We start from the raw sequence: 14,958 nt of genomic DNA on the forward strand, positions 1-14,958 counted from the left end.
GCTCTATGAAAAGTGATATGACGGCAAGCGGGTTACTCAAGCCATCTGTCAGCTATGGAAAACCATTGCGGCTTTCAGCGGATCAGCCGATGACGATTCCTGAAGTCCTGCATAAAACCGCCGCGGCAGCGGGAGATCAAAAGGGCATCACATATATACAGCCTGACGGCACCGAAGTGTATCAGACTTACAGCGGCTTGAAAAAGATCGCTCTTTCGATTGTGAAAGGGCTCCGCCAATCAGGAGTGAAGGCTCAGGATGAAGTCATTTTACAGCTAAGTGACAATTCTCAGCTGATTCCTGCTTTTTGGGGCTGTGTTTTTTTAGGAGCGATCCCGGTTCCGCTTGCGGCCGCTCCGGCTTATACAGAAATGAACAGCGGGACGCAAAAACTGAAAGACGCCTGGACGCTTTTGAATCAGCCGTATGTCATCACGAGCCGTGAAGTCCTGCCGGAGATGACTGCATGGGCGAAGGAGCAGGAGCTTTCCGGGTTCTGCGCTTTGGCGGCAGAAGATCTTTCAGCAGAGGAAATGGCTGAGGACTGCCATCATCCCCGTCCGGATGATCTGGCGATGCTGCTTTTGACCTCGGGAAGCACGGGCAAGCCGAAAGCCGTGATGCTCAGCCATGAAAACATCGTCTGCATGGTCAAAGGAAATATTCAGATGCAAGGCTATACAAGTGAGGATGTCACGTTTAACTGGATGCCTTTTGACCATGTCGGCGGCATCGGGATGCTTCATCTGCGTGATGTTTATCTCGGATGTGAAGAAATCAATATACCGAGCGAATCCATTCTGATGGATCCTTTAAAGTGGCTTGACCTGATTGATCATTACCGCGCTTCGGTCACGTGGGCGCCTAATTTTGCCTTCGGACTGCTCGCCGATTTCGCAGAAGACATTCAAAACCGGAAATGGGACTTATCCTCCATGCGTTACATGCTGAACGGAGGGGAGGCCACGGTTGCGAAAGTCGGGCGCAGAATTATGGAGCTTTTAGAGCCGCATGGTCTGCCGGCTAATGCCATCCGTCCCGCATGGGGAATGTCCGAAACGTCTTCAGGCGTTATTTTCTCAGATGAGTTTACGCTGGAAAACACGAGTGATGATGATCGTTTCGTGGAGATCGGTCTCCCGATTCCGGGGTTTAATATGAGAATTGCGGATGACCGCAATCAGGTGGTGGAAGAAGGAGAAATCGGCCGTTTCCAAGTGTCGGGTCTGACTGTAACGAGCGGTTATTATGAGCGCCCGGACTTAAATGAGAGTGTCTTTACAGAAGACGGCTGGTTTGAAACGGGAGATCTCGGCTTTCTGCGTGAAGGCCGCCTGACGATAACGGGCCGCACGAAAGATGCCATCATAATCAACGGTGTGAATTATTACAGCCACGCCATTGAATCAGCCGTTGAGGAATTACCGGAAATCGAAACATCATATACAGCGGCATGCGCCGTCCGGCCGAATCAAAGCACGACAGACGAGCTGGCGATTTTCTTTGTGACATCCGTTCCGTTGGATGAGAACCGCATGACGAAGCTTCTTCATCACATTCACCAGCATGTGACACAGAAAATCGGCGTCACCCCTGATTATCTGCTTCCGGTCGCAAAAGAAGACATTCCTAAGACGGCGATCGGGAAAATCCAGCGCACTCAGCTGAAACATTCATTCGAACAAGGACAATTTGATTCATTACATAATAACAAGCAAGAAGACGGCCGCTCAGAATCGGTTTCTGCGGAGAAAGAGATTGAACGGGATTTTATCCGTTTTCTGAAAGAGGAACTTTCCATCGCGGATGAACTCGTTGATCCGCATACACTGCTTCAAAGTCTTGGCGTCAATTCCATCAAGATGATGAAACTCGCCAGATCGATTGAAAAAACGTATCATATCCGGCTGACGGCGCGAGAGCTGCACAAGAACCCGACCATTGGCGCTTTAGCGGCTTATACCGCTGAAAAAGCGGGAAGCACCTCCGCTGAAAATCAGCACGCCAAAGCCGAGCTGCCGGCAGAACGTGAGAAACTGCAAACGGCGCCAGCGCTTTCAGAAGTGCAAAAAGGGCTGTGGACATTGCAGAAAATGTCGCCTGAAACGACTGCATACCATGTCCCGCTCTGTTTCCGATTCACATCAGGAATCGACAAAGAGAAAATGAAGCAGGCGTTTCAGCTTGTATTAACACAGCACCCGATGCTCAAAAGCGCCGTGAAAGAAACAGACGGCGGGCTTTATTTCATAGAATCGGCAGATCCTTTTGTATTTATGGAAGAAGATATTTCTGACGTAAATGAATCACAAATACCCGCTCTGATACGAAAAAAAGTGAAAGAGCCGTTTGTCAAAGAAGGCGGACCTTTGCTGCGTGTGCAGCTGCTTTCAAAATCCGACGCGGAACATTATGTTTTGACGGTCATTCACCACATCGTGTTTGACGGCATTTCATCCATTACATTTATTCACAGCCTGCTGGATCACTATCAGGCGCTGCTGCAGGGAAAAGAAAAGTTTACGGCTGCTGCTTCCGGTATTCAGCCCGATTACGCGGTTTGGGAAAAGCGGTACTTGGCAAGTGAAGAAAGCAAAGCTTCCCGCGCATACTGGATGAAACAGCTCGGGGGCGATCTGCCCGACCTCCAGCTTCCGCCGATGCGCACAGACAGCAGTGCTCCGGAGTTTACAGAAGATACGCTGACACGCCGCCTTCCTGAACGGCTGCTAAAAAATGTCACGGCGTTTGCCGCATCCCGTTCGATTCACTTGTCCACCGTCATGCTGAGCTGCTACATGATGCTTTTAGGGAAATATACAGATAAGGAAGATATTGTGGCAGGCATGCCTGCAATGGTCAGACCTGAAGAACGCTTTGACGGAGTGATCGGCCATTTCCTCAACATGCTTCCGATCCGAAGCAAAGCCGGACGAAAAGAAACGTTTGCTGACTTTGTTCAAAAGGTGCAGGATGCCGTTTTGGACGGACTGGATCACTCATTTTATCCGTTTCCGAAAATGGTTCGGGATATTCATGCAAAACCCCGGCAGACCGGTTCGCCTATTTTCACCAATGCCTTTTTCTATCAGAACTTTCTGCAGGATTCAAGCTATCAATCGATGCTTGATGAATACAAGGAATTCTCCTGTGAGTTTGTAAAAGACATTCATCAGGAAGGGGAATATGATCTTGTATTTGAAATGTGGGAAGAAGCATCCGGCATGGACCTTACGATTAAATACAGCACTGAATTATTCGATGAAGCAGGAGCAGTCAGACTTTTTAACCAATTTGTACAGGCTGCTGAATCTTTGACGGCAAATGCGGATATGCCGCTTGAGGACGTTTCTCTCATGACAAAAAGAGAGGAGCAAATGATTCTTAAGACTTGGAATGAGACAAGCCATGAGTATCCGGATGCCTGCTTCCATGAATTATTCGAACGTCAGGCGGCAGAAACGCCTGATGCTTGTGCGGTTGTATATGAACAGCAAAAGCTGACATACCGCGAGCTGGATGAAAAAAGCACGAAGCTGGCGCTCTTTTTGCAGGCGCACGGCGCAGGGCCTGACGAACTGATCGGCATTTATACAGACCGCTCATCGCATATGGCTGTCGGCCTTCTCGGTATTTTAAAAGCCGGGGGAGCGTATGTGCCGCTCGATCCTTCTTACCCCGCTGACAGATTGGAATATATGATCGCTGACAGCAGGATTTCAATGTGCCTGACGACAGCTGATTTAGAGCATTCATTGAATTGGGACGGCGTGCAGACAGCTGCCATTGACCGCGATTGGCATGACATTGAACGGACAGCGGCGGAAAGAACGTCGCTGAAGCGGCTGGTAACACCTGACGACCTGGCGTATGTCATTTACACGTCAGGCAGCACGGGCAAACCGAAAGGCGTCATGATCCCGCACCGGGCGCTGACGAATTTCTTGATATCGATGGCGCATGAGCCGGGTCTTTCGTCCGAAGATAAACTGCTTGCCGTTACGACATATTGCTTTGATATCGCGGCGCTGGAGCTGTACCTTCCTTTAATGAAAGGAGCGGAGTGCAATATCTGCAAGACAGAAGCCGCTAAAGACGCACGGAAGCTGAAAGAGCTGATTAAGGAGTACAAACCGACAATCATGCAGGCGACGCCGTTTACGTGGAAAATGCTCTTTCATTCCGGATGGACAAATGAAGAAAAAGTGAAAATCCTTTGCGGCGGCGAGGCGCTTAGCGAACAATTGAAGCAGCAATTCCTTGATACGAAAAGTGAGGCCTGGAATATGTTCGGGCCGACAGAGACGACAATCTGGTCCGCCGTGCAGCGTATAACGGAAAATGAGAGTGCGCTTACGATCGGACGCCCGATCGCCAATACCCGTGTGTATATTATGGATTCCGGCCTAAATCCTGTTTTAGAAGGGGTGCCGGGAGAACTTTGTATTGCGGGAGACGGATTGGCTAGAGGGTATTTCAACAAGCCTGAGCTGACAGATAAAGCCTTCGTCAGCCACCGGCTCGAACTGGGGTCAAAGCTTTATAAAACAGGCGATATGGCACGTTTTCTTCCCGGGGGCCGTATTGAATACATGGGACGGATGGACAGCCAAGTCAAAATCCGCGGCTACCGTATTGAACCCGGAGATATTGAGAGCAGACTGAATGCCCATCCGGCCGTTCAGGAAAGCGTAGTTGTTGTGAACAATCATTCCGGAAATGAAAAGCTATGCGCGTTTTATACCCGTAAAGACGAAGAGCCGCTTCCGTCTTCAAAGGATTTACGCAATCATTTGAAACAATCGCTGCCGGCCTATATGGTGCCAGTTTCCTTTATCCGCCTGGAAGAGCTTCCGCTCACGCCAAACGGAAAAGTTGACCGCAAGCTTCTTGCAGCGCGCGATCTGACAGAAAAACAGCAGGAAATAAAAACACGTTCTTCATCTCATATTCAGCAGGTGGTGCTGGCCATTTGGCAGGACGTATTGAAAAGCAGTGACATAGAGCTTGATGACCGCTTTTTTGATGCAGGGGGAGATTCGCTCCTTGCCGTGACTGTAACTGACCGGATTACGCAGGAACTGGATTGTGAATTCAGTGTGACAGAGCTGTTTGAATACGCGACGGTACAAGACATCAGCCGGTTTATCGCTGAACAAAAACCGAAAGAAGTCATTTCTGCTTCTGTGCCGCAAAAGCAAGTGAATGCAGAAGACCGGAAAATCCCGCCGGGGGAATTTCCTGATTATTACGAAGACAGCGTGGCAGTTATCGGTATATCCTGTGAGTTTCCGGGAGCAAAGGATCATTTTGAATTTTGGAATAATATCAAAGAAGGCAAAGAAAGCATCACATTCTTTTCAAAAGAGGAGCTCCGCCGATTCGGTATTCCTGAGGAACTGGCCAGTCATCCCGGCTTCGTTCCGGCGAAATCAGTTTTAGAGGGGAAAGAAATGTTTGATCCCGGTTTCTTCGGCTTTTCACCGAAAGATGCCGAATATATGGATCCTCAGATGAGAATGCTTTTGCTTCATTCCTGGAAGGCGATCGAGGATGCGGGATACGTTTCAAAAGAAATTCCGGAAACAAGCGTGTATATGTCTGCAAGCACGAACTCTTACCGCAGCCTGCTGCCGGAGGAGACGACAGAACAGCTGGAAACGCCGGATGGCTACGTGTCATGGGTACTTGCCCAAAGCGGGACGATTCCGACGATGATTTCCCATAAACTCGGGTTGAAAGGGCCGAGCTATTTTGTTCATGCCAACTGCTCATCTTCCTTAATCGGGCTCCATTCGGCTTTTCAAAGCCTGCAGTCCGGGGAAGCCAAGTACGCTCTTGCCGGCGGTGCGACTCTTCATACGGAATCAAATGCCGGGTATATTCATCAGCCGGGGCTGAATTTTTCAAGCGACGGGCATATTAAAGCGTTTGATGCGGCTGCTGACGGTATGATCGGCGGTGAAGGAGCCGGCGCCGTACTCTTGAAAAAAGCTTCGGATGCCGTTAAGGATGGCGACCATATTTATGCGCTGCTGCGCGGAATCGGGGTCAATAACGATGGAGCGGATAAGGTCGGATTTTACGCGCCGAGCGTTAAAGGCCAAGCTGATGTCATTCAGAAGGTTATTGATCAGACGGGCATCCATCCTGAAACGATCGCATATGTCGAAGCTCACGGCACAGGAACGAAACTCGGCGACCCGATTGAACTGTCCGCTCTTCAATCAGTGTACTGCCGATATACAGATAAAAAACAATACTGCGGTATCGGATCAGTCAAAACAAATCTCGGACATTTGGATACAGCGGCCGGAATGGCTGGCTGCATCAAGGTTGTCATGAGCTTATACCAGCAGGAAATCGCGCCGAGCATCAATTACAAAGAGCCGAACCCGAATCTTCACTTAGAAGACTCTCCGTTTTACGTTGCGGAAGGAAAGAAAGCGTTAAGCCGGGAGAACACGGCACACCGCATGGCTTTGAGCTCATTCGGACTTGGCGGAACAAACACACATGCGATTTTTGAGCAATATCCGGATGCATCTGAAGCAAGAGACTGGACCGGTCCGTTCATCATTCCGTTGTCTGCCAGAAAAAAAGACCGTCTGAAGGAATACGCAAAACAGCTGCTTGCTTTTCTGGAAGGAAAAACGGATGCCGATCTCGCCGATCTTTCCTACACTTTCCAAGTCGGAAGGGAAGCGATGGAGGAACGTGCGGCCTTTATTTCAAGCGGAACTGCGGAGCTGAAGCAGCAGCTTACGGATTTTATCAATGAGAAGCCGGCTGTAACAGGCTGCTATACGGGAGAAAAACAACAGGCGAAAGACATTGCCTGGCTTTCTGATGATGATGACAGCGCTGAACTTATCGAAAAATGGCTTGCGAAAGGAAAAGGATCGAAGCTCGCTGAGATGTGGAGTAAAGGTGTCGCTATCAATTGGCGCAAGCTTTACAAAGACAAGCATCCGAAGCGAATCAGTGTGCCGGTCTACCCGTTTGCAAAGGAACCGTACTGGCCGAAAAAAGCAGGAAAGAAAACATCTGCCGCACACAACGGAATCTCAGTTTTACACCCGCTCGTGCAGCAAAACACGTCAGACTTGGCCATTCAGCGGTTCAGCTCACTGTTTACAGGCTCAGAATTTTTCCTGAAGGATCATGTGGTCAGGGAAAAAGCGGTGCTGCCGGGAGCGGCATATTTGGAGATGTCTTATGAAGCGGTAAAACGGGCGCTTGGCGGTTTATTAAAAGACGGCGACAGAATTACGCTCCATCATACGGTCTGGCTGAAACCGATCGTTGTTCACGAACAAGAGCGCCAAGTCCATATTGCGCTGTCTCCAGAAGAAGACGGAATCATCTCGTATGACATTTACAGCGTAAACGCTGACGATGAAGAAGTGCTGCACAGCCAAGGAAGGGCCGAAATCATAAAGGCTGAACAAGAGCCTGAGGCAGACCTTTCCGCTATACAAAATAGGTGTACGGCTGACATCCTTGATCCGGCGGCCTTTTATCGGGAAGGCAGAAGCAGGGGGATGTTCCACGGAAAAGCTTTCCAAGGCATTAAATCCGCCTTGATCGGCGAAAAAGAAGTGCTTTCGGACATACAGCTTCCGGCTTCGGTTTCTCACACGAACGGGCAATTTACACTTCATCCGAGCATCATTGATTCGGCTATTCAGACGGCGACAATCTGCATTATGCAGGAGTTTTCCGGACAAAAGCTGATTCTGCCGTTTGCGCTTGAATACCTTGAAGTCGTCAAAGCATGCACGCCGACTATGCGGGCGCATGCACGCTTCAGCGAAGGATATCAAGCCGGCGATTCCGTGCAGAAAGCCGACATTGACCTGTTTGATGAAACAGGAGCGCTTTGCGTGAAGGTGAGAGGCTTCTCTACGAGAGTCCTTGAAGGCGATGCGGAATCGGCTCAGTCGCCATCCGGCTCGGAAAAGGTTTTATTTGAACCGGTCTGGAAAGAAGCTGCGGTATCCGATGAAGCTTCGGTCCATGCTGATGAGCATTTAATTATACTTTGTGAAGATGCCGGTCATGTAAAAGATAAAGTGGCATCCGGCCTGAAAGACGCCAAACTGCTGTTTGCTGAAAGTGAGGGCGAAACAGCCGCTGAACGCTTCCAAAGCTATGCGCAGACGATCGCTGAACACATCCAGCGGATCATCAGCGAAAAAAGGCAGGGCCGCATTCTGATTCAGACCGTTATTTCAGCAGACGGCAGCCAGCAATTGTTTGCCGGATTAACAGGTCTGTTAAAAACAGCCGAGCTGGAATACGGAAAACTTGACTGCCAGCTCATCGAAATAGACTCAATCGGCAAAATGCCTGCTGTCGCTCAAAAACTGAAAAACGACAGTCATCGGCCGCATGATAAACATATCCGTTATAAAGGAGAAAAACGATATGTGAAGGCTTGGGAAGAAATGAATCCGGCAGGAAGCGGCACCGTCTGGAAGGACGAAGGCGTATATTTGATTACCGGGGGCGCCGGAAGCCTGGGCTTGATGTTCGCACAAGAAATCGCAGGTCGCGTAAAACACCCGAATGTCATTCTGACCGGCCGCTCAAATCTGACTGAAGCCAAACAGCGCGAGCTCGCCATGCTTCGGCAGGCAGGCGCAAATGTCGTCTATAAAAAGCTGAACGCGGCAGACCGGCGGGAAAACGAAGCGCTGATAAAAGAACTGACGGCGGAATTCGGGAAACTTAACGGAATTATTCATGCTGCGGGAGTGATACAAGACCGCTTTCTGCTGCAGAAAACGAAGGAAGAGTTCAGTGAAGTGCTGGCTCCGAAAGTGATCGGCACCGCTTATTTAGACGAAGCCAGCAAAGACTGCAACCTTGACTTTTTCGTATTGTTCTCCAGTGTTTCCGGTGTTCTCGGCAATGTCGGGCAGGCTGATTATGCCGCCGGCAACGCGTTTATGGATGCGTACGCCGCTTACAGGCAATCCCTTACGGAGAATGGCCTGCGGCACGGAAAAACGATCGCCTTTAACTGGACGCTGTGGAAAGACGGCGGCATGCAGGCGGGAGATGAGACGGAGAGAATGATGAAAAAATCCTTCGGCATGGTTCCGCTGCAGAAGGCAGCAGGCCTGGCTGCATTTTATGAAGGAATGGCTCAGGAAAAGCCGCAGCTATTAGCGGCCGAAGGGCACGCAGCAAAATTGAAACGGACATTCCTATCCGTTTCTGAATCTGAAAAAACGCAGGATAAGACGATCAAGCCTGTATCCGCCGATTCTGCAGGCAAATGGCACGATTCGCTTATCCAAATGGTGAGTGCAATATTAAAAGTCGGCCAAGAAGAGATTGATATAGATACGGAACTGAGTGAATACGGTTTTGATTCTGTATCGTTTACCGTCTTTACGAATCAATTAAATGAAACCTATCAGCTGGAGCTGGCGCCGACGATTTTCTTCGAGCACGGAACGATCCGCAGTTTAGCGGAGTATTTGACGGATGAGGCAGAAGGCGGGCTTCCTTCTCAGCCGGAAGAGACACAAGATGCGGAAGAATCTCTTCAAACGCTTCATACCGCTTTGACAGCTATGGTAAGCGAAATTTTAAAAGTCGACCGTGAGGACATTGATATAGAAACGGAATTGAGTGAATACGGTTTTGATTCCGTATCATTTACCGTCTTTACGAATCAATTAAATGAAGCGTATCAGCTGGAGCTGGCACCGACGATTTTCTTTGAGTACGGGACGGTCAGCGATCTCGCCGGATATTTGGCAAAAGAACATCCGGGCCGCTTCGGCGAAAAGAAGAAAGTGTCACCGAAAGAAGAGCAGCCAAAAGCCAGTAAGCCGAAAGTGCAGCGAAGAAAGCGATTCGCGACGGTAATGAACGCTGCGGCAGAGACAAAAGAGCCGCGCCGATTCGATCCGGTTGCCATTGTCGGGATCAGCGGCCGATTCCCGGGCGCGAAGGATATAGAGGAATTTTGGCGCAATCTGAAAGAAGGAAAAGATTCTATCACAACCATCCCGAAAGACCGCTGGGATTGGGAAACGTTTGATGGCGATCCGAATCTTGAAGGAAACAAAACGAACATCAAGTGGGGCGGCTTTATTGACGGAATAGCTGAATTTGATCCGCTGTTCTTTGGCATTTCACCGCGGGAAGCCCAATATTTAGATCCGCAGCAGCGGCTGTTATTGACTTATGCATGGCGGGCGATAGAAGATGCGGGCTGTAAGCCGGAGAGCCTTTCCGGTACAAATACGGGCGTCTTTATCGGCACCGGAAATACCGGTTATAAAGATTTGTTCACAAGAGCGGGTCTTGCGCCGGAAGGACATGTGGCGACAGGCAGCATGATTCCTTCCATAGGGCCGAACCGTTTGAGCTATCTGTTAAATCTTCACGGGCCGAGCGAGCCGATTGAAACAGCATGTTCAAGCTCGCTTGTGGCGATCCACCGGGCGGTATCCGCCATAGAAAACGGAGAATGCGACATGGCAATTACCGGAGGGATCAACACGATTCTGACGGAAGAAGCACACATCAGCTACAGCAAAGCAGGCATGCTCAGCAAAGACGGAAAATGCAAAACCTTCTCCAAGGATGCCAACGGGTATGTCAGAGGAGAAGGCGCGGGAATTCTGATGCTGAAGAAATTGACAGATGCCGAACGGGACGGAAATCCGATTTACGGCGTGATCCGCGGTACGGCGGAAAATCACGGCGGCCGGGCGAATACGTTAACCTCGCCGAATCCGAAACTGCAGGCTGACTTATTGGTGAAAGCTTATCGGAAAGCGGGAGTGGATCCGAGCACCATCACGTATATTGAAGCGCACGGTACAGGAACGGAATTGGGTGATCCGATTGAAATAAACGGTTTGAAAGCGGCGTTTCACGAGCTTTCGAAAACAAATCAGCAGCCTGAAGTCACCGATCACCGCTGCGGCATCGGCTCGGTCAAAAGCAACATCGGCCATTTGGAGCTTGCCGCGGGAGTATCAGGCGTAATGAAAGTGCTTTTGCAAATGAAGCACAAAACGCTGGTTAAAAGCCTGCATTGCGACATAATCAATCCTTACATTCAGCTGGATGACAGTCCTTTCTACATCGTGCAGGAAAATCAGGAATGGACGGCAGCGGAAGATAGAAACGGAAATGCCATTCCGCGCCGGGCCGGGGTCAGCTCATTTGGCATCGGCGGGGTCAACGCCCATATCGTCATTGAAGAGTATGTCCCGCAAGAAACCGCTCAGCCTGAGCACAGTCCGGAAAATCCGGCAATTATCCTTCTTTCCGCCAAATCAAAAGAAAAACTGTTTGAACAGGCGCAGCAGCTGCTGAAAGCGATCCGCCAAACGCCGTACACAGATAAAGACTTGGCGGCTGTCGCTTATACGCTGCAAACCGGAAGGGACGAAATGGAAGAGCGCTTGGCCATTCTCGCAGCGACGATGACGGAATTGGAAACAAAGCTGGAAGCATTTACGGAAAATGAGAAAAACATCGCCGGGCTGTATACCGGCCAGTCTCACCGCAATAAAGATACGTTTGCCCTGTTCACGGCGGATGAAGATATGGACATCGTCATTGATGCCTGGATCAGAAAAGGAAAATTCGCCAAGCTGGCAGAGGTATGGGTAAAAGGCGGCGTGTTGAATTGGAACCGGCTGTATGAAAAAGGGACGCCGCGTCTAGTCAGTCTCCCGTCTTATCCGTTTGCCAAAGACATGTATTGGGTGCCGGAGAATCCCGAAAAGAATCAGGCTCGTACAGAAGAGCGGATCAAACGCATTCTGACGAAACAATGGGAGCTGAGCCCGCTTGAACTGCGTGAACCGTGCACACGTCCTGTTGCGATTTTGACAGGCGGGGACACGATGAACCTTGCAGAAGAGATCGCCAGGCATATGCCGAACAACCGGATCATCACAACAGCAGACCTTACTGGTGAATATGACTGGCAGGCGTTTGACGGAGTCATCGACCTCCTTGCTGCAGCGAAAGAAGATCCTGAAGGCATGACCGGTATCCAATGGCTTCAGCAATTGATTGAGTATGGGCATAAAGACGGTCTGACACTGCTTTGTGTCACGAAAGACCTTGAGTCAATAGGAACAGAGGCCAATCAAACAACAGGATCAGAACGGGCCGGTCTGTACAGAATGCTGGCATGCGAGTACAGTCATCTGTCATCAAGGCACCTCGACCTTGAAGGAGTGCTGCCGGATGAAACACTGGCGAAGCAAATTGCTGATGAGTTTCATGCCCGCACTGATGACGCGGAGGTTTGCCGGAGGGGCGGCTTGCGCTACCGGGCCGTATTGAGAGACTCAGAAAACATAGATATAAAAGGCGGGAGAATTGAATTTCCGCAAAACCATGTGCTTTTGATCACCGGGGGCACAAGGGGTATCGGCCTTTTATGCGCACGACATTTTGCCGAACATTACGGCGTGAAAAAATTGGTGCTTACAGGCCGAGAGACACTTCCGCCGCGAAATGAGTGGACGGGCAGCCTGAATAAGATGCCGGCTTCTGTAAAAGCGAAAATAGAAGCTGTTCTCGACTTGGAATCCAAAGGTGTACAAGTGAATGTCTTGTCAGTTTCGTTAACGGATGAAGCCGGGCTGAGACAGGAACTGAATCAGATAAAGCAGACGCTCGGACCCATCGGCGGCGTTATCCACTGCGCGGGTGTGACAGATAAAGAGACGCTCGCATTTATCAGAAAAACCGATGAGGATATACAGCGGGTGCTTGAGCCGAAAGTAGACGGGCTTCAGGCGTTATACAGTGTGCTGAGCGGTGAACCGCTGGAGTTTTTCGTCCTGTTTTCTTCCGTGTCAGCTGCGATACCGCCGCTTTCAGCAGGACAGGCCGATTATGCCATGGCCAATGCGTATATGGACTATTTTGCAAACTCATTCAAAGAGCAATTGCCAATAGTAAGCATTCAGTGGCCGAACTGGAAAGAAACCGGAATGGGCGAAGTGACGAACAAAGCTTATAAAGAGAGCGGCTTATACAGCATCACGAACGCAGAAGGATTACAGCTCCTTGACGGCATACTTCTGGAATCAGCAAGAGGCCCGGTGATGCCGGCCGTTCTGAATCCTAAGCTGTGGAAACCGGAGCAATTCATGCGGCGGAGCAGGCAGGATAAGCAAATAAGTCCGGCTATGGTAAAACCGGCGGAAAAACCCGCTGATACTGCCGGAGACAACGCACAATTAGCAAGAAAAACAGAAGAATGGCTGACAGGATTATTTTCTGAAGAATTGCGGATTGATCAGGATCAGCTTGAGGCAGATGTATTATTCCAAGAGTACGGAGTGGATTCTATTATCCTTGCCCAGCTGCTGCAGCGGATCAATCGGGATCTCTCGGCAACTCTTGACCCGTCAATTCTGTATGAATATCCGACGATTCAATCTTTCGCAAATTGGCTTCTCGAGGGATACACAGAGGTGTTGTCAGATCTGTTTAATTTGAAGGCGGACAATCCTGTTTCAAAAGCGCCGGCTGAGCCGGCAATTGAAACACAAGCGGTTTCGGTGCAAGTAGAGTCGGCCGGAAAACAGATCCACGGTGAAGATATTGCGGTCGTCGGCATGTCCTGCCGGTTTCCGGGGGCGGCTTCCTTAGAGGCGTACTGGTCGCTTTTGGCTGAAGGCCGTTCGGCCATCCGTCCTGTTCCGGCTGAGCGATGGGGTTTTAAGACGCCTTATTACGCAGGAATGCTTGATGGAATTCATCAATTTGATCCGGACTTCTTTTTACTGGCTGAAGAGGATGTAAAGGCAATGGATCCTCAAGCTCTGGCTGTTCTGGAAGAATGTCTTAACCTGTGGTATCACGCGGGCTACACGCCGGATGAGATCAAGGGGGATGCAATAGGTGTGTATCTTGGCGGACGGAGCCGTCACAGACCGGGTGAAGAGAAACTGCTGGACGCGAAAAATCCGATTGTCGCGCTTGGGCAGAACTATTTGGCCGCAAATCTCTCCCAATACTTCGATATGCGCGGCCCGAGTGTTGTTCTGGATACAGCCTGCTCTTCTGCCTTAGTCGGAATGAATATGGCCGTGCAAGCCCTTGTAACAGGAGAAATAAAAGCGGCCGTTGTCGGCGGCGTGAGCCTGTTTGAATCTGAAGAAACCCATAAATTGTTTGAACAGCGCGGCATTTTAAGTAAAGCGCAGTCGTTCCATGTGTTTGACCAACGCGCCGATGGAGTCGTGCTGGGCGAGGGTGTCGGAATGGTTCTTTTAAAAACCGTGTCTCAGGCCATTGAAGACGGAGATTCGATTTATGCCGTAGTGAAGGCGGCTTCTGTCAATAATGACGGAAGAACGGCAGGACCGGCTACGCCGAGTCTGGAAGCGCAAAAAGCCGTCATGAAGACGGCACTTGAAAAAAGCGGAAAACGGCCGGAAGAAATCACTCATATTGAAGCGAACGGTTCAGGTACGGCCGTTACTGATTTGTTAGAACTGAAGGCCATCCAATCCGTCTACCGCTCAACAGACGCCGGCCCGCTCGGAATCGGCTCTGTGAAGCCGAACATCGGGCACCCGCTTTGCGCGGAAGGAATTGCAAGTTTCATAAAAGTTGTGCTCATGCTGAAAGAGAAAAGCTTTATCCCGTTTTTATCAGGTGAACATGAACATACACACTTTGACAGGGAAAAGGCCAATATCCAGTTCACCCGCACTCTGGCAGACTGGCCGTCACCAATACCGGCGGCAGGAATAAACTGCTTTGCCGACGGCGGTACAAACGCCCACGTCATTGTGGAAGCGTGGCAGAAAGACGAAGGGCGCCGCATCAAGCGCCATCCTTTAACACCGCCAGTATTAAATAAGCGGCTGATTTCGCCGGACAGCAAAGAAGAAGCGAACGAAAAAGCTGCGGCAAACATCTGGGATACCTATGAAGTGGAGGTTTAAC

The 14,958-nt window shown here is 50.1% G+C and carries 1 protein-coding gene; it reads left to right on the forward strand.

From position 1 onward, the window contains the following. Positions 1-5: 5 nt before the first annotated feature. On the forward strand, positions 6-14,957 hold the full coding sequence (locus QRX25_RS08420) for a non-ribosomal peptide synthetase (protein ID WP_212101407.1): 14,952 nt from the start codon (positions 6-8) through the stop codon (positions 14,955-14,957). The last annotated feature ends 1 nt before the right edge of the window (position 14,958 follow it).

Source organism: Bacillus sp. L381, assembly GCF_030284525.1.
In the GTDB taxonomy this organism is placed as follows: domain Bacteria; phylum Bacillota; class Bacilli; order Bacillales; family Bacillaceae; genus Bacillus; species Bacillus amyloliquefaciens.